Annotated in this window: 19 protein-coding genes and 1 pseudogene; 11 read left to right on the plus strand and 9 right to left on the minus strand. The window is 68.2% G+C overall.

What is annotated here, in order from left to right:
* Positions 1–81: 81 nt before the first annotated feature.
* Positions 82–1248 (minus strand): hypothetical protein, encoded by a 1167-nt coding sequence (locus ACIBB8_RS21165; RefSeq protein ID WP_398954363.1) that lies wholly within the window; start codon positions 1246–1248, stop codon positions 82–84.
* A 340-nt stretch (positions 1249–1588) separates the two neighbouring features.
* Between ACIBB8_RS21165 and ACIBB8_RS21170 the strand changes: the two genes are divergently transcribed.
* The 3 genes from ACIBB8_RS21170 (at position 1589) to ACIBB8_RS21180 (ending at position 5177) form a co-directional block, all read left to right on the plus strand.
* A complete protein-coding gene (locus tag ACIBB8_RS21170) occupies positions 1589–2263 on the plus strand; it encodes a formylglycine-generating enzyme family protein (protein WP_398954259.1) in 675 nt (224 codons plus the stop codon).
* A gap of 395 nt (positions 2264–2658) precedes the next feature.
* Positions 2659–3108, plus strand: coding sequence for a DUF2871 domain-containing protein (locus tag ACIBB8_RS21175; RefSeq protein WP_398954261.1), 450 nt, complete (start codon positions 2659–2661; stop codon positions 3106–3108).
* 569 nt (positions 3109–3677) lie between these two features.
* On the plus strand, positions 3678–5177 hold the full coding sequence (locus ACIBB8_RS21180; RefSeq protein WP_398954263.1) for a glutamate synthase subunit beta: 1500 nt from the start codon (positions 3678–3680) through the stop codon (positions 5175–5177).
* Positions 5178–5316: 139 nt separating this feature from the next.
* On the opposite strand, the gene ACIBB8_RS21185 is transcribed toward ACIBB8_RS21180, so the two are convergent.
* Together ACIBB8_RS21185 and ACIBB8_RS21190 are read right to left on the minus strand one after the other, a co-directional pair.
* Positions 5317–6732, minus strand: a complete 1416-nt coding sequence (locus tag ACIBB8_RS21185; RefSeq protein ID WP_398954265.1) for a DEAD/DEAH box helicase — start codon at positions 6730–6732, stop codon at positions 5317–5319.
* Positions 6733–7063: 331 nt separating this feature from the next.
* On the minus strand, positions 7064–7627 hold the full coding sequence (locus ACIBB8_RS21190; protein ID WP_398954267.1) for a PadR family transcriptional regulator: 564 nt from the start codon (positions 7625–7627) through the stop codon (positions 7064–7066).
* A gap of 56 nt (positions 7628–7683) precedes the next feature.
* Here ACIBB8_RS21190 and ACIBB8_RS21195 point away from each other — a divergent pair, with 56 nt between their 5' ends.
* On the plus strand, positions 7684–8085 hold the full coding sequence (locus ACIBB8_RS21195) for a nuclear transport factor 2 family protein (RefSeq protein ID WP_398954269.1): 402 nt from the start codon (positions 7684–7686) through the stop codon (positions 8083–8085).
* A 79-nt stretch (positions 8086–8164) separates the two neighbouring features.
* Here the strand turns inward: ACIBB8_RS21195 and ACIBB8_RS21200 are convergent, their stop codons facing one another.
* The 4 genes and pseudogenes from ACIBB8_RS21200 to ACIBB8_RS21215 all read right to left on the minus strand — a co-directional run bounded on the left by ACIBB8_RS21200 (position 8165) and on the right by ACIBB8_RS21215 (position 12368).
* Positions 8165–8560: a DUF2267 domain-containing protein gene (locus ACIBB8_RS21200; protein WP_398954271.1), complete on the minus strand. Its 396-nt coding sequence runs from the start codon at positions 8558–8560 to the stop codon at positions 8165–8167.
* 96 nt (positions 8561–8656) lie between these two features.
* Positions 8657–9052: pseudogene (locus ACIBB8_RS21205) on the minus strand (Hsp20/alpha crystallin family protein); the annotation flags it as partial.
* A 238-nt stretch (positions 9053–9290) separates the two neighbouring features.
* The gene (locus ACIBB8_RS21210) at positions 9291–10511 is read right to left on the minus strand and encodes a cysteine desulfurase-like protein (protein ID WP_398954272.1); all 1221 of its coding nucleotides are present in this window, start codon (positions 10509–10511) and stop codon (positions 9291–9293) included.
* Positions 10512–10748: 237 nt separating this feature from the next.
* A complete protein-coding gene (locus tag ACIBB8_RS21215; protein WP_398954274.1) occupies positions 10749–12368 on the minus strand; it encodes an APC family permease in 1620 nt (539 codons plus the stop codon).
* A 354-nt stretch (positions 12369–12722) separates the two neighbouring features.
* On the opposite strand from ACIBB8_RS21215, the gene ACIBB8_RS21220 reads away from it, so the two are divergent.
* The 7 genes from ACIBB8_RS21220 (at position 12723) to ACIBB8_RS21250 (ending at position 18766) form a co-directional block, all read left to right on the plus strand.
* Positions 12723–13868, plus strand: a complete 1146-nt coding sequence (locus ACIBB8_RS21220) for an ATP-binding protein (RefSeq protein WP_398954277.1) — start codon at positions 12723–12725, stop codon at positions 13866–13868.
* Positions 13865–14275: a roadblock/LC7 domain-containing protein gene (locus tag ACIBB8_RS21225; RefSeq protein ID WP_398954279.1), complete on the plus strand. Its 411-nt coding sequence runs from the start codon at positions 13865–13867 to the stop codon at positions 14273–14275. Before ACIBB8_RS21220 ends, ACIBB8_RS21225 begins: the two co-directional genes overlap by 4 nt.
* Complete coding sequence (locus ACIBB8_RS21230; RefSeq protein ID WP_398954281.1) at positions 14272–14652, plus strand: DUF742 domain-containing protein; 381 nt, start codon at positions 14272–14274, stop codon at positions 14650–14652. The genes ACIBB8_RS21225 and ACIBB8_RS21230 overlap by 4 nt, the downstream gene beginning before the upstream one ends.
* On the plus strand, positions 14627–15217 hold the full coding sequence (locus tag ACIBB8_RS21235) for a GTP-binding protein (protein WP_398954282.1): 591 nt from the start codon (positions 14627–14629) through the stop codon (positions 15215–15217). The genes ACIBB8_RS21230 and ACIBB8_RS21235 overlap by 26 nt, the downstream gene beginning before the upstream one ends.
* Before the next feature lie 9 nt (positions 15218–15226).
* Entirely contained in the window at positions 15227–16594 is a 1368-nt protein-coding gene (locus tag ACIBB8_RS21240) for a cytochrome P450 (protein ID WP_398954284.1), read from the plus strand.
* Between the two features lie 657 nt (positions 16595–17251).
* Complete coding sequence (locus ACIBB8_RS21245) at positions 17252–17950, plus strand: cytochrome P450 (protein ID WP_398954286.1); 699 nt, start codon at positions 17252–17254, stop codon at positions 17948–17950.
* Between the two features lie 51 nt (positions 17951–18001).
* Complete coding sequence (locus ACIBB8_RS21250) at positions 18002–18766, plus strand: enoyl-CoA hydratase/isomerase family protein (RefSeq protein WP_398954289.1); 765 nt, start codon at positions 18002–18004, stop codon at positions 18764–18766.
* Between the two features lie 193 nt (positions 18767–18959).
* Here the strand turns inward: ACIBB8_RS21250 and ACIBB8_RS21255 are convergent, their stop codons facing one another.
* Both ACIBB8_RS21255 and ACIBB8_RS21260 read right to left on the minus strand, forming a co-directional pair.
* Positions 18960–19418 carry a hypothetical protein gene (locus ACIBB8_RS21255; protein WP_398954291.1) on the minus strand — a complete coding sequence of 153 codons (459 nt, stop codon included), beginning with the start codon at positions 19416–19418 and terminating at the stop codon, positions 18960–18962.
* Positions 19415–22372 (minus strand): hypothetical protein, encoded by a 2958-nt coding sequence (locus ACIBB8_RS21260; protein WP_398954365.1) that lies wholly within the window; start codon positions 22370–22372, stop codon positions 19415–19417. The genes ACIBB8_RS21255 and ACIBB8_RS21260 overlap by 4 nt, the downstream gene beginning before the upstream one ends.
* Positions 22373–22382: the final 10 nt, after the last annotated feature.

Consider the following 22382-nt stretch of genomic DNA (forward strand, 5'->3'; position numbering starts at 1 on the left):
ACGCCGTTCTCGACATTGTCCGTGGTCACGCAATGCTCGGCCGTGCGGCCTCGCGCAGGGTACCGGCGCGCCCGGCCTCGGCTACTGCTTCCAGCTCGGCGGCTGGGCAGGGTCGAGGGTCCGCCATTCGGCGAGCACCTTGGGGTCCTGTGCGTCGAGCCAGTCGGTCAGTTCGCGGAAGGACACGCACCGCACCTCCTTCTGCGGGCAGACCTCCCGCATCACGTCCTCGACGGCGTCCATGTAGATCCCGCCGTTCCAGTTCTCGAAGTGGTTCCCGATGAACATCGGGGCACGGCTGCCGTGCAGCACCCGCGCGAACCCGGCGAGGTACGCGTCCCGGGTCTCCTTTCGCCAGTCCTGGTACTTCGCGGGATCGCCCTCGGTGCTGCCCTCCGACTGGTTGTAGAGGAAGTTGAAGTCCATGGAGAGAACCTGGAATTTCTTGCCCGGGAAGGGCAGCATCTGCAACGGGAGATCCCAGATGCCGTTCTTCTTCGACGGCCAGATCTGGAAGTCCCCCGGCGAGCTCGCGTCGTAACGCCATCCGAAGTCCTTGATCGCGGGAAGCAGGGTCTTCTGGCCCTCAAGACAAGGAGCCCGTCCGCCGACGACCTCGCGGGTGGGGTCGAACGGAAGCGGATCGAGATCCTTGTAACCCGTGTTGGTCTTCCAGTTCTGCACGAAGGAGTAGAACTCGTCGATCTCCTGGCTCCACTCCGCCCTGCTCCAGTCACCGCCCCCCTTCTTGCCGCAGAAATGGCCGTTGAAGTGGGATCCGATCTCGTGGCCGTCCTTCCAGGCCCGGCCGAGCTGGTCCAGCGTCATGCGGATGTGCTCACGTGTCGGGTAGGAGATGGCTGCGGAGCCGGCCTTGTGCCGGGGCGGCAGATACAGGCTGCTCCGGTCCTTCGGAAGCAGGTACATGCCGGTGAGGAAGAACGTCATGTGCGCGTTGCTCTCCTTCGCCACCCTGCGGAATCGCGACATCATCCGGTCGTCGCCCTCCAGCGCGCCGTCCCAGGAGAACACGACTAACTGCGGAGGTTTCTGGCCAGGCTTGAGCCGCTCGGGCTTGAGCTGACCGGGCTGCGGGCCCGTGTAGGAGGTCGAGCCGTCTCCCAGGATCCTGACCTTCCCATCCCATCTCACGCCCGACGGCGGCTTCCCGGCCGGTGATAAAGCGGGGCGCTGTGGGGTCGAGCCGGTGCAGGTCATGCGCATCCTCGGGTTCAGCCCATGGGGCAGCCGATCGGAAGAAACCACCCGGAGGATGGCCGCACGCGCTCCGCCCTCACCGACCTCACCACACCAAAGGCCAAAGCATGACCGAGAGTCGCGCCGCGAAGTCACGTAAAGATAACAGGCCGGGGAAGAAGCAACGTGCCCCGACAGACGGCCACTGGACTCACGCGGCCGCGCCGCCGACAGCGGACGGACAGAACGGAGTTCCGGCCCGTTGGAGGGCTGAAGTCCCCTATCAGGCAGCGCTGGTGTCGGCCGACAATCTGGTTCCGGAATTTCCGCGGCCCGACCCACGGGCAGCTCCGAGGCGACGACGATCACGCCCCGGTACGATCGCCTGCTTATGGACGTGAACGCAGGAATCGAGTTGATCGCCATTCCGCCGGGACGGGTGACGCTGTCGGACCGGCGAACGCAGCGGAGCTGGTCGACCGAGCTCGCGCCTTATCGGCTGGCGGCGTTCCCGATCACTCAGGCGCACTATGCGCAGGTCACCGGTCAGCGCCCGAGCAGCGCCCAAGGAGACCGGTTGCCCGTCGAAGGCGTTTCCTGGTGGGACGCGGTCCGATTCTGCAACACCCTTTCCCAGCAAGAGGGGTTGGCAGCCGCCTATCGCCTCTGCGCTGACGCCGAAGGCATCGAATGGGACGCATCTGCTGACGGGTACCGACTGCCGACCGAGGCCGAGTGGGAACACGCATGTCGTGCCGGTACGACCGACGCGCGGTACGGGCAGCTCGACGAGATCGCCTGGCACCGCGGCAACTCCCGCGAGCGGATTCACGACGTGAGCGGCAAGCAGCCCAACGCGTGGGGCATGTACGACATGTTGGGCAACGTGTGGGAGTGGTGCTGGGACATCTACGATGCCGAGGTCTACGGCAGCTACCGGGTACTGCGTGGCGGTGGATGGTTTGACGAGCACTGGAGTTGCCGGGCCTCGGTGCGGCGCCGCAGCCACCCGACCTTCCGGATCGACGACGTAGGATTCCGCATCGCGCGTTCCGTGCTGCGCTGAGGTGCGTCATGTGCGGCGACTGCTTCGCCCGCAGGAGCGGCTGAGTGGTGCATCGGCGCCGATCCATGGGGTGGAGCGCCTGCTGTGCCCGGCCGAGGACGGATCGTCCGGGCGTCCGGCGGGACCCGGCCGAGGGAGACGCTTCAGCGCCGGCTGCGGAAGGCACGACGCAGGTCGGCGACCTCTCCGGCGCTTTCACTGCGGCAGTCCGGCGCCGAGCAGGGCTGCCGCCCGGGTCGGGGAGACCGGCGCATCCCTGGAACACCGCAGGGGCGGGCGAGGGCCGCTCTGCCCGGCTTTGTGCGTTCTCCCGAACCCGGCAGACAGCTACACCGCAGAATGATTCAATGACCCCCGTCGAAGCGTCACTTGATCGGCAGGGGGCTGGCACAGAGATGCGGAAGTCGTACGTAGCGGCACACGTCTACATGATTCTGGGAGTGATCTCCGGGCTGTTCTACCGGGAGTTCACCAAGGCCCACGACTTTCGGGGCGACACGCAACTGGCGGTCATGCATACCCACTTGCTCGCCCTGGGCATGCTGGGCTTCCTCATCGTCCTCGCCCTCGACAAGCAGTTCCAGCTGTCCGGGACGAAACTCTTCACCGCGTTCTTCTGGTTCTACAACGCGGGCATCGCGATCACCGTCATCATGATGGGCGTCCACGGCATCGAGACAGTGCTCGGCAAGCATGTCCCCGAGGCCGTGCCGGGAATCGCCGGCCTGGGCCACACCCTGCTCACGGTTGGGCTCGTCCTGCTGTTCGTCCTGCTCGGCAAGCGGCTCGACAAGCCCACCACGGCAGGGACCACGGAGCCGGAGCCGGCGAAGACTTCCACCTGAACCGCCGAGGCCGGGGAGACCCTCGTGGAGGCCGTCGCGCGCAAGGTACTCAGGTTTCTCCCCGCTCGGAGGGCACTGAAGATCTTGGCTGGGCTCCCGACGCCTTGCACACACATCTGCGGCGTTGCCAAAACGGCCTGACAGCTCCGCTATGAGGCCGCTTCGGCGCCTTGCAGCTGCACGCACCAGACGCCGCTCGCTGATCCGGCCAAGATCTTCAGCCCCCTCCTAGGCCGTGTTTCGAACGTCCCGCCTGCCTCGCGCCGCCCGGCACGCCCGCTTGCCGCGTCAGCCACAAGTTCTGGTAGCTCGCCCCCCAAGCTCTCAGCTCCGGTCGAACAGGGGAGACCCCGTCCCAGGACGTCCGGCCGCCTTGCGATCGCACTCACCGGACGACGCTCCTCAGGGGAACCAGATGCCCGGAGAGTTCTCGGTCCACGACCTGATCACAGGAGCCGCGCAGGACCGCCTGCAGGAGTCCCGGAGCCCGCAGGCCGATGAAAGCGGTAGGAAGCAGGCGTAGGCTGACCAAAACGCCGGTACACCGCAAGGGGCAACGGAGGCGGCGCATGACCGACCCTTTCGGCTTCCTCAAAGTTCCCCGCCGACCGGCCCCGGCACGCCCCGTCGATGAACGGCTGAGCGACTGGGACGAGGTCTACGCGGGCCAGCCACGCCTTCCGCTCGTCTCCGAGCAAGCGGGGCGCTGCATGGACTGCGGCATACCGTTCTGCCACCACGGCTGCCCGCTGGGAAACCTCATCCCCGAGTGGAACGCCTACGCTGCACGGGCCGACTGGCGGGCCGCCGCCGAGCGACTGCACGCAACGAACAACTTTCCGGAGTTCACCGGGCGGCTGTGCCCGGCGCCGTGCGAGGACGCGTGCGTGCTCACCATCAACGCCGATCCAGTGACGATCAAGAACGTCGAACAGGCGATCGCCGACCAGATCTGGGCGCGCGGGTATACGCCACCGCAACCGCCCGAGCGGCTCAGCGGGAAGACCGTCGCCATCATCGGCTCCGGACCCGCCGGACTGGCGGCAGCCCAACAGCTCACCCGCATCGGTCACACCGTCGCCGTCTACGAGCGGGCCGACCGCATCGGCGGACTGCTGCGCTACGGGATCCCCGCATTCAAGATGGAGAAGCACCACCTGAACTGCCGCATCGAACAGATGCGGGCCGAAGGAACCAAGTTCCGCACGGGTGTGGACGTCGGCAGCGATCTCGATGCCGCCGAACTCCGAAGACGTCACGACGCGGTGGTCGTCGCCGTAGGGGCCAGGGGACAACGTGAGCTGCCCGTCCCCGGTCGCGAGCTGGACGGCATTCATCAGGCCATGGACTACCTGACCCTCGCCAACCGGGTCGGGGAGGGCGACTACGTCTCGCCTCCCGTCACCGCCGAGGGCAAGCACGTGGTGATCATCGGCGGCGGGGACACCGGCTCGGACTGTCTCGGCACCGCCCTGCGCCAGGGCGCGAGCTCCGTGGTGCAGCTGGATATCAATCCGGAGCCCGGCGAGACCCGGCGGGACACCGAGCCGTGGCCCACGTATCCGAAGGTCTATCGGATCTCCCATGCCCATGAGGAGGCCCGGGGGCGGAAGGGCGCGGATCCAAGAGTCTTCGCCTCCGCCACCCTCCGTTTCGAAGGGGACAAGGCCGGCCACGTGCGCGGACTGCGCCTGGCAAAGGTGGAACCCGTGGTCAGAAGGCCGCGGCCGGGCACCGAGCATCTGATGGCGGCCGATCTGGTCCTGCTCGCGCTCGGCTTCTACGGTCCCGAACGGGGCACCGGAATCATGAAGCAGCTGGGGCTCACCCTGGACAACCGGGGGAACTTCGCCCGGGATGCCGCATTCGCTGCCGAGACGGTCGAGCAGACGGTCCGCACCAGGACGGACGGAGTCTTCATCGCCGGTGACGCGGGACGTGGCCAGTCCCTCGTGGTGTGGGCCATCGCGGAGGGCCGGTCCGTCGCGGCCGCGACGGACCGGTTCCTGAGTGGCTCCACGGTGCTGCCTGCCCCCATCGCGCCAGGGGACCGGCCTCTGGCGGCGTGAGCACCCCCGGCGTGGCCGTGCCGGTCGGGACGGAACGTGGCTCAGGGCCGGCCGGAACGCCTCGATGGTCCGCCCGGCTCGGCACGCACATGCAGGCGGTCGTTGTCCGCGGTCCGCCCACTCCCCGGTCCCGGCCCCGCTACGAGCCGCGGCGCACCCGTGCGGCCTTGCGGGCCTCGGCCATCTTGCGGGCCTCGTCTCCGCGGCGGGACCCGCCACCGGCGCGCCCGGAATCACCCCGGGCCGTACCCATGCCACGGAACGGGGCGTGGCCGCCGGCGGGACGCGCCGCGGCTGGACCGCCGTCGAGAGGAGGGCCGGACGGGGCACGGGCACCGGTGATCCGGCTCAGTTCCGCCTCACCCGAGCGCACCTTGGTGATCTTCGGCGTAATACCGGCGTCGGCCATCAGCCGGCTCATGTCGCGGCGCTGGTTCGAGAGGACCAGGGTGACGACGCTGCCGGATTCACCGGCACGGGCGGTGCGCCCGGCACGGTGCAGATAGTCCTTGTGGTCACTCGGCGGATCGACGTTGACCACCAGGTCGAGGTCGTCCACGTGCAGGCCCCGGGCCGCGACATTGGTGGCCACCAATGCGGTGACCTGACCGTTCTTGAACTGTGCGAGGGTGCGCGTGCGCTGGGGCTGGGACTTGCCGCTGTGCAGCGCGGCGGCTCGCACACCGCTGGCCCGCAGGTGCTTGGTCAACTGGTCGACCGCGTGCTTGGTGTCCAGGAACAGGAGCACCCGTCCGTCCCGGGCCGCGATCTCGGTCGTGACGGCGTACCGGTCGGCGCCGTGGACGGTCAGTACATGGTGTTCCATCGTCGTCACCGCCCCTGCCGACGGGTCGACCGAGTGGACCACCGGGTCGTGGAGGTAGCGGCGGACCAGGAGGTCGACGTCGCGGTCCAAGGTTGCCGAGAACAGCATCCGCTGGCCGTCGGGGTGCACGTGGTCGAGCAGTTCGGTGACCTGGGGCAGGAAGCCCATGTCACACATCTGGTCGGCTTCGTCCAGGACGGTGATGCGCACCCGGTCCAGGCGACAGTCCTTGCGCTCGATGAGGTCGTGCAGGCGTCCGGGCGTCGCAACAACGACCTCGGCCCCGGCCCGCAGTTCGCCGGCCTGCCTGCCGATCGAAATGCCGCCGACCACCGTGACCATCCGCAGCTTCAGCTCCCGGGCGTACGGCGTGAGGGCCTCCCCGACCTGCTGAGCCAGCTCCCGGGTCGGTACGAGGATCAGCCCGAGGGGCCGTTTCGGCTCCGCTCGCCGGCCTGCGAGCCGCGTGAGCAGCGCCAGACCGAAAGCGAGGGTCTTGCCCGACCCGGTGCGGCCCCGGCCCAGGACGTCCCGGCCCGCGAGGGAATTGGGCAGCGTGGCCGCCTGGATCGGGAACGGGTGGTTCACGCCAAGGCCGGTGAGCGTCTTCAGCAGGGCGGGCGGAAGATCCAGGTCGGCGAACGAGGCGGCCGCCGGCAGGGCCGGGGTGATCGTCTCCGGCAGGGCGAACTCATCCTGCGTGGTGTCCGTGCGAGCTGGATGCTTCATGACGAGCCTTCCTCGATGTGCGGCACGTATCGAGGAATTCCCGGCAGGCGGAGAAGCCGGCAAACCGCAAGAACGGGCGAATGACGATGATGGGATCCGACCAACGGTAGCAGCCCGGGCCCACCAGGAGCGCGCCACCTCGATCAGCCGTCGGCGGACCGGCCAGGCGTGGGGAACGGCGACGGACCCGGGCCCTTGCACCGGCCGGCTACACTCGCGCGCCCCGGCCGCCCGCTCGACGCCGCACAGGACCTTGGCGTGCGGCGCGCCCGGGATGACTGCTCCGCCGGTCGTCGCTCACGCTCCCACCGGCTGACGGGACACGCCGGGTCTAACGGGACACGCCGCTGCGCTGCTCCAGGGCGTGCAGGGCCTGCTCGGCCCATGTGATGTTCTCCTGCTCGAAGACCCGGCCCCGCATGAGGGTGAGGTAGGGGCCGATGCGCTCGGCGTGGGCCAGGTACTCCTGCTCCGTCCGCCCGTCGAGCAGGCGGTCCCGGAGCCGGTCGTAGCGGGCGAGCTTGGCCCTGGCCCACTCCCGCCGCTCGGTGATGGCCGCGCGCACGGCGTCGGGGTCGCCTTCATCCAGGGCGTGCACCTTGACCATCAGCTCGTCGCGGATGGCCGTGGGCCTGGGCAGCTCGGCGGTGAAGTCGCGCAGGGCCTGGCGTCCGGCCGCCGTGAGGGAGAACAGCCGCTTGTTGGGACGCCGCACCTGCTGGACGAGCCGGGCCTCGATCAGGCCGTCGGACTCCATCCGATCGAGCTCCCGGTACAGCTGCTGCGGGGTCGCCATCCAGAAATTGGCCACCGAGGCGTCGAAAACCTTGGCCAGGTCGTACCCGGAGGCCTCGCCGTCCAGAAGTGCCGCGAGTACCGCATTGCGCAATGCCATGGCAGCAGCCTAACATCCGCACCTAATCAACTATTTGCCTAGGAGAGGTGGCCGGGATGCATCCCTTCCGCAAGGCGGTCGAGGCCGGGGACCACGCCGCAATCGAGGCTCTGCTGGCCAAGAACGTCGTGTTCACCAGCCCTGTGGCGTTCAAGCCGTACCCCGGGAAGGCGATCACCGCGTCAATCGTGCGCGGCGTCTCGCGGGTCTTCACCGACTTCCACTACGTACGGGAGATAGCGGGAGCCGACGGCCGCGACCACGCCCTCGTCTTCAAGGCGAAGGTCGGCGACCGGGAGATCAACGGCTGCGATTTCCTGCACGTCGACGAGGACGGCAAGATCGACGACTTGATGGTGATGGTTCGCCCCATGTCAGCCGCACAGGCACTGGCGGCGGCCATGGGCGCCGAGTTCGAGCGGATCACCCGGGAAGCGACGGAGGCGATGGGCGCCTGAAGGAGCGCGCTCATACGCTCGCCGTCGGGCTCCCCGTCCTGCTCCGGGTACGGCTCGGCCCGCAGTTGCGCGCCGACGCTCAGGTCGGCTCGGGGCAGCCGAAGAGGAGCCCGTAACCCGCGGGCAGCTGCAGCAGGATGCGACGGGTGAGCTCTTCACCGGCCGCGTCCGCGACGACGCTCAGCACGGCGCCGACGTCCCACGTGGCGGTCTGTTCGGTAGCTCCCTCGATCCAGGCCGCGGTGGCCCGTACGAATTGCTCCGAGGACAGCGGTTCGGTCGCCGGCAACGGGTTGAGCAGAATCAGGGCGTACGTTTCCGGTAGCCGGGCGGCAAGCTCGGACCGTTCTGCGCCCACCAGATGCGCGCCCAGCAGTGCCAGGACGACGCGGGCCGCGCGTTCCGCCTCCAGCCTGGTGCTGTACTCGCCGCGTTCCTGAACCCGGTCCAGGAACGCTTCCCACCTCAGAGTCATCGCAGTTGTCCCCTTCGCGAAGGGCGGAGGACGGGACCGGAGGAAGGAGGAGAGCTCCGTCCCGGCCTCCGCCGCCGAGTACAGGTGGGACCCCGCTCAGCCGTTGATCTCCATGCGCGCCGCATGTCCGCCGATGGTGATCTTGCAAGGCCTGGCGCGCTCGGCGATCGGGATAGGCAGGGTCAGCACATCCGCGTCGTAGTCGGCGTCGATGTGCCCGGTACTGAGGCTGCCGGCGAGCACGACCCGGCGGAAGAACACACTGAGCGGACGCTCGGACCGCTCCACCTGCACATCCTCGGCCTCGGCCGTCGGCCGGCGCTCGGCCTTGACCGTCAGCATGGTGCTCTCCACATCGATGTCGATCGCGTCCGGCGGGACACCGGGCAGATCGAACGCCACCACGTAGTGCTCACCCTCACGATAGGCGTCCATCGGCATCGCCGAGGGCCGCAGCCTGGCGCCGCGACGGAGAAGTTGCCCGGTGAGTCGTCATTTCCGAGGAGGCACCGTGCCCACAGCCGCCGAGCCCGACCCGCTCCGGGACCTGGATCCGGGCGCGGCTTCCTTCCTCGCCGCGCAGCGGCGCCGGAGGCCATCGGCGCAGCGGTACGCAGCGCCCGCACCGCCGGCGAGGCGCCGTGCGGTTGCGGTACAGAGCCCGACCAGGCCATGGCCTCTCCTGCTGCTGCGCGAGGTACCCGAACAGCTTGCGGGCGGGCCGCCCGCGTCAGCCGCCGGCGGGCGAGGTGCCCAGAAAACCGGACAGGGCGTCCAGCAGCCGGTCGACATCCTCGGCGCTGTTGTAAGGGGCCAGACCGATCCGCAGTCCGCCCTCGTCCCCCAGTCCGAGCCTGCGGGATGCCTCCAGCGCGTAGAACGAGCCGGCCGGAGCATCGACACCTCGCTCCGCCAGATATCGCGAGGCGACGGTGGCGCTTCGGTCCGCCAGGGTGAGCAGCAGGGTCGGCGTGCGGTGGGCGGCCCGGGAGTGCACGGTGACACCGCCGAGGGCGGCCAGCCCTTGCTCAATACGGGCCCGCAGGGCGTCCTCGTGGGTCTCGATCGCCTCGAAGGCGGCGAGCAGCTGTTCCCGGCGGGTGCCGTCGGTGCTGGGGGCCAGCCCGGCGAGGAAGTCCACCGCAGCGCGGGCACCGGCGAGCAACTCGTAGGGCAGCGTGCCCAGTTCGAAGCGCTCGGGAACCGCGTCGGTGGAGGGCAGGAGCTTGTCCGGCCTCAGCGTCTCCAGCAGCTCGGGGCGGCTCGCCAGCACGCCGAGGTGCGGGCCGAGGAATTTGTACGGCGAGCAGACCAGGAAGTCCGCGCCGAGGCCGGGCAGGTCGACAGCGGCGTGCGAGGCGTAATGCACCGCGTCCACATGCAGCAGTGCTCCGGCCCGGTGGACGAGGTCGGCGACGGCCGGGATGTCGGGGCGGGTGCCGATCAGGTTGGACGCTGCGGTGATGGCGACCAAGCGGGTGCGCGTGGAGAGCACCTGTGCGATGTCGTCGGTCGTCAACTCACCGGTGGCCGGATCGAAGTCTGCCCAGCGGACGACGGCGCCCACAGTCTCGGCCGCCTGGATCCAGGGGCGGATATTGGAGTCGTGGTCGAGCCGGCTGACGACCACCTCGTCGCCGGGGCCCCAGTTCTTGGCGAGGGTGCGCGACAGGTCGTAGGCGAGCTGGGTGGAGCTGCGACCGAAGACGATGCCCCGCGGATCGGCACCCAGCAAATCGGCCAGCGCACGGCGGGCGCCGGTCACGACAGCCTCCGCATTGCGCTCGCCCTCGGTGGTGAGGCCGCGGTTCGCCAGCGGGTTGGCCAGTACGTCCGCGATGGCGTCGATCACCGGTTGAGGTGTCTGGGTGCCGCCGGGGGCGTCGAAGCGGGCGGAACCCGACTTCAGGGCGGGGAACTGGGCGCGGACAGCGTCGACATCGAAGCTCATGTGTACTCCTGTAGGCGAGATGACGAGGTGAGCGCCACGGTACGGGGCGCGGGAGCACGGCTGCCGGGGCGGGGAGCCCTGCGGGCCGGGACCTCGGCGGCGAGGGGCCGAGGTACGGGGCTCTCCCCTTCCGCATGTCTGCCGCCGGCCCTTCGGGATCCCACGGCAACGCCCGGCAAGGACACTGGTGTCGAGCTTCAGGCCGGCACAGAGGGGGTACGGCACATCGTGATCCGCTCAGACGGACGGCGCCGCGGCCGGACCGGCCGGAGCGGTCCGCAGATGGTCGACGCCCGAACGCACCGCCCATACGAACACGATGAGCGCGACGGCGCCCACCGTGACGGAGTCGTACGGCGCCGGCAAACGCCCGGAACCGCCGAAGGTGCCGAGCCGGGACAGCACGGTCAGTCCGGCCAGGTAGCAGATCAGCCAGGCGCCCTGCCGCAGTTCATGACGCGGCTCAGGCCCCTCGGTTTCGCGCCGCTGCACCAGGAACAGCGGGACACCGACCAGGACGAGCGGCAGCGCGAGGCGCAGGTCGTGCCAGCCCGACCAGAAGATGAACTCGCTGGCGACGATGAAACTGACCGGTGCGATCCAGTGCACCCCCGGCGCTTGTCCTTCCGTCCGCGGCACCCCCCGCTCCCGGTCGTGTGCCCGGAACACCGCGACGGCGACCGCCGAAGCCGCGTAGATGAGCAGATACATGTCCCCCATCACGCTCACGATGTCCTGCCAGCCGCCGAACGGCAGCAGGAAGACGATGATGACCGCGAGGTTCAGGACCAGTGCCCGGTGCGCCATGCCGGACCGGGCATCGATCCGCATGAAGAAGCGCGGCAGCAGGCCGTTCTTGGCCAGGGCATACGTATGCCGGGCGTCGATCGCCACCCCCACATAGGCCGAACCACCCGGGGAGATCACCGCGTCGGCGTAGAGCAGCGTGGCCAGCCAGTGCAGATTGAGCACCAGGGCGAGCTGCCCGAACGGCGATTCGAAGTTGACACCCTGCCAGCCGTGGGTCAGCAGGGACTCGGGCACCGTGAACAGGAAGGCGAGTTGGAGCGCGAGGTAGACCAGCACGGCGAGACCGATTCCGGTGAGCACGGCCGCCGGCACATTACGGCGCGGATTGCGGGCCTCACCCGAGAAGTCGAGCGGGGCCTGGAAGCCGTTGACGGAGTAGACGATGCCACCACCGGCGAGAGCGGTCAGGCATGCCGCGTAGCCGTACGGTGCGAAGCCGCCGTGGTCGGTGAGGCGACCGGAATGCGTGCCCGACAGGAACAGCGCGATGACCGTGACGACGGGGACCGCGACTTTGAACAGCGACACCAGGTTGTTCAGCCGCGCGAACATCCGCACGGCGAACCAGTTGAGCGCCGTCAGCAGAACGCTGAGCCCGACCGCCACGCCAAGGCCGGAGACGCTCAGTCTGCCGCCGCTGTGGAGCCCCGGCAGGTAGTGCGCGGCGTACTGCATGATCGCGCTGATCTCCGCCGCGGTACCGCCGACCGAGAGCAGCACGGACCAGCCGATCACCGTGCCGACCAGTCGCCCGCTCGCGTACAGAGGCCAGCGCACGGTGCCGCCGCCCTCAGGACGGGTGGCCCCGAGCTCCACCATGACCAGGGCCAGCAGGGCGCACAGCGCACCCGCCGCAATCCAGGAAAGCAGAGCGGCCGGTCCCGCGGTCTGGGCGGCGTACATGGCGGCGAACAGCCAGCCGGAGCCGAGGATGTTGGAGAACCCGATCGCGGTCAGGCCCCAGAATCCGAGATCTTTGCGGAGCCTGCGCTCCTCAGCCAGCACCGCCGGGGTGGCGAAGGACTCCGGTGGCGGGCTCTGCGGCACGTGGCACACCTCCTCAGGCAGTCAGGATCACCAAGTCCCCATATGGGACACCTTACTGAATTGCCGTCAGTTGGAAAAAATGGCACAAACCCGCTTGATCATCATCCCTTCGGATGATGCTAGGATCGCCCAAGCTTGCCTGGCGGCACCAATACCGCTGTGACGCACATTCAATGAAGCGTCGGCCCAGACTTCCGCCACATTGGGGAGAGTTATGCCATTAGCCGGGCCTTTCAAGGCGGCCGGGCAGCAGCGGACGCGCGGCTGCTCCCGTGGGACCGAAGTCACGGGCACACGCCGACGTGCCTTCCAGAAGTTCTGCATCCGGCGGCCCAGTCATCCAAAGAGAGCCTCATGACTCAATACTTCCAGGATCCAGCACTGTGGGCATTGATCGCTGGAACTCCTGTCGCCGCAACCGTCATCGTTCGTGGCAGAAGAACGAATTCCACTCTACGTAGGGAAAAGCTGGAACTCACCCAACACTACTCTGCACTCGAAGAGCATTATGCGGAATCCGTACAGGAAGCGAAGGAGCGGGCCGAGGAGGACACCAAGACCGCTCTGAAGTCCGCCATGCGCACGCTGCAGGGTCTCGCCAGTGAGCAGCAATTGGCGATCACGAAGCTGCAGGAGAAGTACGGCGAGCTCCAGGTTCTCCAGGACCTCCTGGACATCGACCACATGAATTCGCAGTTCGCGCGGCGCGCCCAGTCGATAGCCGTGCTCTGCGACGGCTGGCTCGGCCGGCAGCGTGCGGCCGCATCGCTCTACGACGTGGTGCGCAGCGCGAAGGGCCGTATTCGCCATTTCACGCGTGTCGAGATCCGGACCCAGAGCAATTTCGCCATCGTCAGCCGGGCCGTGGAACCGGTCGCGCTCACCCTGGCCGAACTGCTCGACAACGCCACGAGCTACTCTGCGCCGGAAACCACGATCGAGATCAACATCCGGGCCGTGCCCAAGGGTGTCTGCATCGTTGTCGACGACGCCGGTGTCGGCATGAACGAGGAAGAGAAGAGCCGGGCCGCCAAGCTTCTTTCGAGCGAGCGCTCCCCTGGTGTCTCAGGGCTCGGAAACCCGCCTCAGTTCGGATTCACCGTGATCGGCGTGCTCGCGGCACGCTACGGATTCACTGTCTCCGTGGATTCGGCTTCTCCGTACGGCGGTGTACGGGCGGTCGTACTTCTCCCCGATGAACTCCTCACGTCCATGCCGGAGCCCGACATCAAGCCCGAGGCGAAGGAGAACCCCCCTGTGAGCGAGTCTTCCCCGATGCCGCCCGAAGTGGATTCGACAGAATCCTCGACCACCTTCGGAGGCCTGCCGAAGAGGCGCCGACGAGGCGCCGCCATTTCCATCGTGCCGCCGGCCGGCAGCGGGGAGAGCCCGGCACGATCGACCGAGCAGATCGCCTCAGTCATGGGGGCATTTCAACGGGGGACACAGTCAGGACGACGCACTAACAGCGCCAGCAGCGAAGGGCATGAGGCTCAGTGAACTACGACCTGTCATGGATGCTTGACAGCGCTTTGGAGGTGCCCGAGGCGCGGCACGCCATTCTCGTCTCCGCCGACGGCCTGCTCATGGCCCGCTCGAAGGATGTCGGGAAGGACCATGCCGATACCGTCGCTGCGGCGATGAGCGGCATGCAGTCCCTGAGCCGTACCGTGGCCGATTTCTGCGGAAGGCCGCCGAGCGACCGGCCGACATGGCGTCAGACGCTTGTCGAGTTCGAGCACGGCTGGGTCTTTCTCATCTCGGCCGGCGAAGGGGCTTACCTCGCCGTGTCGGCCTCCCCCGAGGTGGACATGGCCGAGATCACCTTCCGCATGCAGCAGCTCGTCGGCCAACTCGGCAAGGCACTGACCAGTCCCCCTCGCGAGATTGCTGACACCAAGGCATGACGACACCGGACGACCCCGTGCTGGGACCGGAAGCATCACCCTTAGTACGTCCGTATGTGATCACCAATGGCCGCACCCTGCTGAGCGGGGAAGATCTGTCACTGATCACCTTGCTCACCGTGGCCGAAGGAGCTCCCCGGAGCGAACTGCTCGACCCTGAGAAGCGCCGTCTGATCGAGCTGTGCTCGGGTGGCTATCTCTCGGTCGCGGAGATCGCCGGGCACACCCAGCTTCCCGTGGGAATCGTCAGACTGCTGCTGTCCGACCTCATCGACAGCGGATATCTCTGTACGCGCAAACCCATTCCCAGCGCGGAACTTGTCGACCGTCGCATACTCGAGGAGGTGCTGCATGGCCTTCAAGCAAGATTCGGATGACGGGGTCTACCTACGCGATTCAGTGCAGACTGCGGCGAAGATCCTCGTCGTCGGTCATTTCGCCGTGGGCAAGACCACGTTCATCGGAACCATGTCCGAGATTCCCCCCCTGCGCACCGAAGAGGTCATGACGCAGGCGGGTGAGGGGATCGACGATCTCAAGGGCACCCCGGGAAAGTCCACGACCACCGTGGCCATGGACTTCGGCCGGCTGACGCTCAGCGAGAACCTGGTCCTCTATCTCTTCGGAACACCCGGGCAGCAACGTTTCGTCCAGGTATGGGAGGACATGTCCCGGGGCGCACTCGGCGCCTTGGTGCTCGTCGATCCCGAACGCCTCGAAGAATCCTTTCCCATCATGGATCTTGTCGAGCAGTACGGAATCCCGTACACCATTGCCGTCAATCGGTTCACCGACAACCAGAACCACCAGGATGCGGAAATACGGGAGGCTCTCGACCTCCTGCCCGAGACGCCACTCGTCACCTGCGATGCGCGTGACCAACGCTCGTCGGCGAATGCCCTCATCGTTCTCGTCCGTTACCTACAGTCGCGCCTTTCCTAGGAGTTCGGCATGCACCACCATTCGGAGGCCCAGGCCCCACCGCCGGGCTGCCCGGCCCATAACAGCGGCAAGAGTGTCCCTCTGCACGGGCCCGAATTCGCCGCTGCTCCGGATGCCTTCTACGGGCACCTTCGGGAGTACGGCCCGGCGGGCCCCGTCGAGCTGTCCCCGGGTGTGCAGGCGTCGCTGGTCACCGACTACTCGGCGGCGCTCCATGTGCTGCAGAACCCCGACGTCTTCGCCCGGGACTCACGCCGTTGGCGTGCCGTGAACGAGGGCCTGGTGCCCATGGACAGCCCGGTTCTTCCCATGATGCTGTACCGGCCCAACTGTCTGTTCACCGACGGCGCGGAGCATATGAGGCTGCGCCAGGCGGTGACCGATTCGCTGGCCCGGGTCGACACGCATCGGATGACCCGACACGTCGACCGCGTCGCCGCTTATCTCATCGCCCAGTTCAACGGCCGGGGCCGGGCCGATCTGATCACCGACTTCGCGCAACTGTTGCCGCTGCTCGTCTTCAACGACCTCTTCGGCTGCCCCGCAGAGATCGGCGACCGTCTCGTCTTCGGTATCTCCTGTCTCTTCGACGGCGTGGACGTGGAGCAGGCGAACCAGATCCTCACGGAATCCCTGTTCGAACTGGTCGCGCTGAAGCGGGCCGAGCCGGGCGAGGACGTCACCTCCTGGCTGATGCAGCACGAGGCCCGGCTGACGGACGAGGAGATGATCCATCAGCTGGTGATGCTGATCGGGGCGGGCACGGAGCCGACCCAGAACATCATCGCGAACGCCCTGCGACTGCTGCTCTCCGACGACAAGTACGCGGGCGGTCACCACTCGGCCGGTCTTCTGGTCGAGGACGCCATCAACGACGTCCTCTGGAACAGCCCGCCCATCGCCAACTACGCCGCGCACTACCCGGTGCACGACGTGGACCTCGGCGGGGTGCAACTCGCCGCCGGCGATCCCGTCCTGATCAGCTTTGCCGCGGCCAACACCGATCCCGCCCTGTCCATGAGCCGGCAGACGCTCAGCAAGCGGGCCCACCTGGCCTGGGGTGCGGGGCCGCACGCCTGCCCGGCCAAGGATCCCGCCCTGCTGATCGCCGTCCAGGCGATCGAGAAGCTGCTCAACAGCCTTCCGGACATCGACCTGGCCGTGCCTGCCGACATGCTGTCCTGGCGGCCCGGGCCGTTCCATCGCGCCCTCAAGTCGCTGCCCGCCCGATTTACCCCGGAACGCAGAGAAAGGCGCGCGGCCGCGCCCTCCGCCACGGCAGTCCGGACCCCGGAAAATGCCCCGTTCCGAGACAGCGGAAACGCGCCGCAGAAGGGTAGCTGGTGGAGCGGATTCCTGGCCTGGTGGAAGGTGTGACATCCACAACACACCCCCGCGCCTTTACCGTCGCATGAACGTTCAATCGCATGGGTAGGCAGGGTTAGTAAATCCTATTTGATCTTTTGAAAGGGATTCCCTGTGGAGCTCTCTCTGGCTACCCCACCGGTCGACCGGCGTTCCATTGCTTCGCTATTCTCGCAGCTTCGTACGCCGGGCGGCCAGGCAAATCCATTGCCTTTCTATGAAGAACTCAGGGCAATGGGTGATGTCATTCCGGCCCCCTGGGGCGGGCACCTGGTGAACACCCACACCCTCTGTGACCAGGTGCTCAGGGACAGATCCTGGAAGGTACCCGGCAGCGAGTGGCGGACTCGGCAGGAGGATGTCGCCCGCTGGGACGCCCCTGCTTCACGCCAAATGGCCGACACTCTCCCCATGCTCAATCCTCCGCATCACACCAAGATGCGGAGGTCCATGGGCAATATGTTCGACCGAAAATCGATCGAAGTCATGCGAGAATCCGTCGACCGCATTACCGGGCGATTGCTCGACCGCCTCACCGATGAACTAAGTCATGGTGAAGCCGATTTCTGTGAACTGGTTACCGAGGAATTGCCTGTCACCGTGATCGGTGAATGGCTACGTATATCACCGGTCGATTATCCGCTCCTTCGTTCACTCACGCACGATCAGGTGTTCACCCAGGAACTCTTCCCGTCCCGGAGGCAGCTCGCGCTGTCCGACGCGGCGACCCACGGCCTCCGGGAGTACTTCACGGCTCTGGTCCAGGAGCGCCGCAGGGCCCCCGGGGACGACCCGGTCTCCGCCTGGCTGCGGACCTGGGACGGGCTCGAGGCCGACCGGGCCGTCGCGGACGAGGCGGTCTACTCCCTCGCGCTCTTCGTGCTCCTGGCCGGCCTGGAGACGACTTCGCACGTCCTCTCCACCATGGTGTGGCTGCTCCATGAGCACCCCCAGCAGCTGGAGTGGCTGCGTGCGCACCCCGAGCACATACCGAGCGCAATCGATGAAGTCCTGCGCTACGACGCGCCGATCCACATGATCAGCCGAATCGCCCCCGAGGACACGACGCTTGCCGGAGTGCGCGTCCACAAGGACGAGATGGTGCAGCTCATGGTCGGCGCCGCCCATCACGACCCGGCGAAGTATGACGACCCCGCGCTGTTCAATATCCACCGCAGGGCCTCGCACCTCAGCTTCGGCGGCGGCGTCCACTACTGCCTCGGCGCGCCATTGGCCCGCCTGGAGGCGACCTCACTGCTGACCGCTCTGCTGGAGCGGCTGCCCGGCCTGCGCATCAGTGGCTCTCCCGTCTGGGCGCCGCGCGTGGCCTTCCGGCGTCTCGCGAAGCTGACGGTGGCCCAGGCCTGAGGCACGGCCCCGAACACACGCGGAATTCAGAGCACAAGGAAGAGAACGAGCATGCCAGAAGACTTCAAGACCCTTCGCGTCACGGCCGAAGGGCCGGTCCTGCGGGTTCAGTTGGACACCCCCGAGACGGGCAACGCGCTGTCCGGGCGGGTCCTCGATGAACTCCTCACCGTTCTGGCCGCGTTGGACGACGACCCCGGAATCCGGGTGCTGGTCCTCTCGGGCGCGGGGGACAACTTCTGCCTGGGCGGAGAGCGGAGCGAGTTCGCCGAGCTGCTCGCCGCCGCCCCCGGCGGTGCGGGCCTCCACGCCCTGGGCAACAAGGCGCGCCGGGTGTGCGACGCACTCGCAACCACTCATGCGGTCACCATCGCCCGGCTGCACGGCGGGGTGATCGGAGCAGGCCTGGGACTCGCGATCTTCTGCGATCTGCGAGTCGGGGCGGACACCTGCCGGTTCCGCATGCCGGAGCTGGGCCTCGGCGTTCCGCCGGCCTGGGGCGGGGTCCTGCCCCGGCTGCTCGCCGAGTCGGGGGCTGCGAAGGTCCGCGAGCTGATCCTCACGGCGGACAACTTCGATGCCGTTCGAGCGGCGGAACTCTCCATACTCCACAAGGTCGTCCCGGAGGACGAACTCGACAGCACCATCGTGCGGTGGACCAAGCCGCTGGTCCGCAGGTCGCCCGCGGCGCTGCGGAGCGCCAAGGTCATGCTCAACGCCTACGCGGGCGCTGCACGTCTCGCGGACGCCTCGCTCTTCGACGCGGAGCTGCTGACGGCCTCGGTGTCGGCGGCGCAGGCGGCGCGGGCGCGCTGAGCTGCCGGACCACCAAGACAGGAGTGAGGCCCGGCACCGCGTCGCGGTGCTGGGCCTCACTCCTGTGAACGGTCGCCCTCCCCGCCCGTCAAGCGTCGCAACACCGGGCGTGTTGCCGGCCGTGGTCGCCGGAAGCCCCGGCGGCACCTCCTCCGAGACCACGTGAGCGGTTTCCGGCGACAGGTGAGCCGGGTCAGGAATCCTCGGGGCATGGCGCCTCTTCGGGGACTCCCTGCGGCAGCATTTCCTTCTCGGCCTCGGTGAAGTCCCGGGCCACCGCCCTGCACAGCTGCTCGGCCATCTCCCTCCCCCGCAGGTCCAGCGCCAGGTACCAGCCCTCTCCCGCCACGACGATGCGCCCGTCCGACACGACGGCATCACCCCTGCCGATCAGGGTGCTGTGGAGTTCAGCCACGAGTTCGCCCTTCTGCAGGTCCCAGAAGCGGAGTGCGTCTCCTGCCTGCTCCTCGGTCACAGCGCGCCCCTGGTCGAATCCGACCGTATTGGGCAGGGATTCATTGCCCAGAGCTATCGCACGCCCGACCCGCGTGCCGCGATCGGCGTCCCAGGACCGCAGCTTGTGGTCCGACCCGAGGATGGCCAGGCGCTTTCCGTCCGGCGTGTAGGTCAGGTAGGAGTGGTACTCCTTCATGCCCCGGTACTCCTCTCGACGGTGCCCGAGGTGATGAGGAGGCGTCTCTTCCGGGAACTGGAGTCCCAGACCTGTATCTCCCCTTCCTGGATGGATTCCCGTGTCAGTACAGCGACTTCGCTGGGGTGTCCCGGCCGGACGGCCAGCTGGCCGGTGGCTCCGAAGATGTCCATCGGTCGCCGCTGCCTCTTCCCGACGGTGAGGGGCCGGCCCGTCATCCGTCCGGTGGCCGCGTCGAACCGGGCCAGGAGGCCGTCCGCCGTGAGCACCGCTATGCCAGTCCCCTTCACCGGCTGGACGGCGTCGATCACATGCGTGGAAGGGGCACCGCGACGGTCGCCGGGGAGAAGGAGTTCGATTCCCCGGCCGCTCCCGGAGGCTCTGTACGCCCTGAGCCCTCCGGTCCCGGTCCAGGCGACGATCCACCGTCCGTCGGCGGTCCACAGAGGCGGCACGGATCCGTCGACCGCGACCTTCCTGACCTCGCTGCCGCCGCGGAACGTGTCCACGACCTCCGACCGCGTGTCGCTCAGTCTGGCCAGCCGCCGGCCGTCCGGCGACAGGGCGGACGTGGCGCCGTCGTCATCGGAGACGCCGTCGGTGGCGGGCAGGTTTGCCGGCTCCGCCCGGGCGACCACCATTCCGTCGGTGACCGGCGCGATGACGGTCAGCCCGCCGCCCGGCCGGGGCAGTACGGCCAAGTCCGCTGTCCCGCCGCCCACCAGCTCCGCCGCGAGGTCGGGCAGCCTGGTCCGGTGAACGGCACCGGTGCTGAGGTCGGTCAGCCGCAGGTCCTGGTAGTGACCCGCATCGGACGTGTTCAACGTCTCCACGGTGTACCGACAGGTGCTGTCCACGGAGGAGTCGAGCTCCCGCCGGAACGACGTCACCAGACTCGGTGAGCGACCGGTGCCCAGTACCCGTGTCTCCCCCGCCGGATCGGTCGCCTTCGGGCGGACCCGCCGGGTACCGGGCTGCTGAAGCACGGCCGTACCTTCGCGGACGACGGTGTACAGGAGCTTGTCGCTCTTCGGGAACGCTCGCACCTCACGGCCCGTGCTCAGCTCGCGGAGGACCACCAGGTCCTTGTCAGGGCCGGTCGAGCTGCCCGACAGGACGACCACGTCGGGGTCGGCTGTGAAAGCTGCTCCACCCCACTGGTCCTCCCGTGAGAGCCCCGGGTCCACGGGTACGGCACGGCCCGTGCCGACATCCCAGGCGGCGAGGGTCCCGTCCCGCCGTGCGGGTGGCCCGGTGATCTTCTCGTAGTACATGAGCAGGCAGAGCAGCCGCCGACCGTCGGGGGTGAAGGACAGCTTCGTTCCATTCACCTTGCGCCCCTCGGCGCCCTTCGCACGCAGCGTGCGCGGTCCGGGCAGTCGGTCCGGGCGGGTCAAGTCCCAGACAAGCACGGTGCCGTCGCCCGTGACCGCGGCGTAGCTGGTCCCGTCGGCACTGAGGAGTCCGGAGAACCCGTCGCGCGGCGTACCCCTCAGCCGCCGCTCGCGCGGCTTGCCTTCGAGGAGGCCCGTCAACACCGTCACCGTGCTGTGGTGGGAGCCTTCGGCCGATGCCTTCACCACGATGGTCCGCCCGTCCCGCGAGACCCCCATGCCAGTCATTCCCTGGGTGATGCCGGAGGGATGGCTCCCGACAAGGTACTGCCCGACAACGTACTGGCTGAGCAACGCACCGTACGCCTCGTCCGTCGGGCGGGTGTGCCAGGCGGCGAGCGCGAGTTGCAAGGCCGTGGCGGGTTCCTGGCCGTTGCGAAGCTCCACCGTCCGGGCCAGCACCTGGGATGCCTGGGTGCGCAGGTGGGACTGGATGTCGCGGTTGGTCTTCAACGCTGCCACCACGCCGGAGACCGCGACCAGCAGGAGGAACGCCAAGAGCGCCACCGCGCCCTGCCTCAGGTGTACGCGGTACCTGGCGCGGGCGATGCTCGCCTCGATGAAGCGGCGCTCAGCGGGGGTGATGTCCTCGGGCTGCTCTTTGAGCCATGTCTCGGCCACGGCCAGTGGGCGGTCCCTCAACAGGCCGCCGGTGGATTCATGGTCCTGCTGCCACTCGTCGAGCCGTCTCCGTACCTCTTCCTGCCAGGCGCGGAACGCGGCCGTCGGTGTGAGCCATACCGCCAGCCGCTGCCAGAGCCGGGTCAGCGCCTCGTGGGCGAGGTCGACGATCTCCTCGCCGTCCGGGGTACGGCCACGGACGAGCAGCTTGGTGGGAACCAATCGGTCGGCGAGGGCGCGCAGTTCGGGGGCGAGGTCGGTGACACGGGCCGGCTTCCTGGTGAAACCCCCACCGTCGTCGGGGCGGACCAGTTGAGCGAACAACCGTTTTGCCACGGGTACTTCCGAGGGTTCCACCTGGGCGTCGAAGGCGTCGTCGGCGTAGCGGGCCAGCGCACCCGCAACACCGCCCAAGTCGTCGTAGGCGGCGTGCGTCAGCATCGAGCGGGTCCGCCGCTCCCACAGCCGGGTGAGGGCGAACTCGACCAGAGTCATCCGCCCCGGTTCATTCCCGGCGTCCGCCACGATCCGCTCGGGGAGTCCCGGCTCGAACCAGAGAGCGGGTACGGCGTCGACGGGCGCCGTGATCGCCCGGTGCAGCGCGGTTCCCGACAGCGGCGCCAAGAACACGGTCGCGGCGCTGAGCAGGTCCGCCGTCTCTGCGGTCACCAGTACTTCGACGGACTCCGCGCGGGCCGTGGCGATCACCCGCACCGATCCGGCGCCGGGTATTCCCTCTCCGCTCACGGCGACCAGAAGCGTGAACAGATGGCGGGCCGCGTCCGGCTCCCCGGCCGCGTACTCCTCCAGCTGGTCGACGAAGAGCACCAGACCGGCCGGCCCGGTCCGTTCCAGCAGTCGTGCGCGCAGTCCGGTGACGACTCCTGACGGTGCTCGTCCGTTCTGCTGGGTGCCGGACCCGCGGAGCAGACCGGCCAGCTTCTCCGCC

It is taken from the genome of Streptomyces sp. NPDC051286 (assembly GCF_044455345.1).
GTDB lineage: Bacteria > Actinomycetota > Actinomycetes > Streptomycetales > Streptomycetaceae > Streptomyces.

Excerpts from the sequence above, each read along its gene's own strand:
- ACIBB8_RS21170 (WP_398954259.1), top strand. The coding sequence starts at position 1,589 with ATGGACGTGAACGCAGGAATCGAGTTGATCGCCATTCCGCCGGGACGG.
- ACIBB8_RS21175 (WP_398954261.1), top strand. The coding sequence starts at position 2,659 with ATGCGGAAGTCGTACGTAGCGGCACACGTCTACATGATTCTGGGAGTG.
- ACIBB8_RS21180 (WP_398954263.1), top strand. The coding sequence starts at position 3,678 with ATGACCGACCCTTTCGGCTTCCTCAAAGTTCCCCGCCGACCGGCCCCG.
- ACIBB8_RS21185 (WP_398954265.1), bottom strand. The coding sequence starts at position 6,732 with ATGAAGCATCCAGCTCGCACGGACACCACGCAGGATGAGTTCGCCCTG.
- ACIBB8_RS21190 (WP_398954267.1), bottom strand. The coding sequence starts at position 7,627 with ATGGCATTGCGCAATGCGGTACTCGCGGCACTTCTGGACGGCGAGGCC.
- ACIBB8_RS21195 (WP_398954269.1), top strand. The coding sequence starts at position 7,684 with ATGCATCCCTTCCGCAAGGCGGTCGAGGCCGGGGACCACGCCGCAATC.
- ACIBB8_RS21200 (WP_398954271.1), bottom strand. The coding sequence starts at position 8,560 with ATGACTCTGAGGTGGGAAGCGTTCCTGGACCGGGTTCAGGAACGCGGC.
- ACIBB8_RS21210 (WP_398954272.1), bottom strand. The coding sequence starts at position 10,511 with ATGAGCTTCGATGTCGACGCTGTCCGCGCCCAGTTCCCCGCCCTGAAG.
- ACIBB8_RS21220 (WP_398954277.1), top strand. The coding sequence starts at position 12,723 with ATGACTCAATACTTCCAGGATCCAGCACTGTGGGCATTGATCGCTGGA.
- ACIBB8_RS21230 (WP_398954281.1), top strand. The coding sequence starts at position 14,272 with ATGACGACACCGGACGACCCCGTGCTGGGACCGGAAGCATCACCCTTA.
- ACIBB8_RS21235 (WP_398954282.1), top strand. The coding sequence starts at position 14,627 with ATGGCCTTCAAGCAAGATTCGGATGACGGGGTCTACCTACGCGATTCA.
- ACIBB8_RS21240 (WP_398954284.1), top strand. The coding sequence starts at position 15,227 with ATGCACCACCATTCGGAGGCCCAGGCCCCACCGCCGGGCTGCCCGGCC.
- ACIBB8_RS21250 (WP_398954289.1), top strand. The coding sequence starts at position 18,002 with ATGCCAGAAGACTTCAAGACCCTTCGCGTCACGGCCGAAGGGCCGGTC.
- ACIBB8_RS21255 (WP_398954291.1), bottom strand. The coding sequence starts at position 19,418 with ATGAAGGAGTACCACTCCTACCTGACCTACACGCCGGACGGAAAGCGC.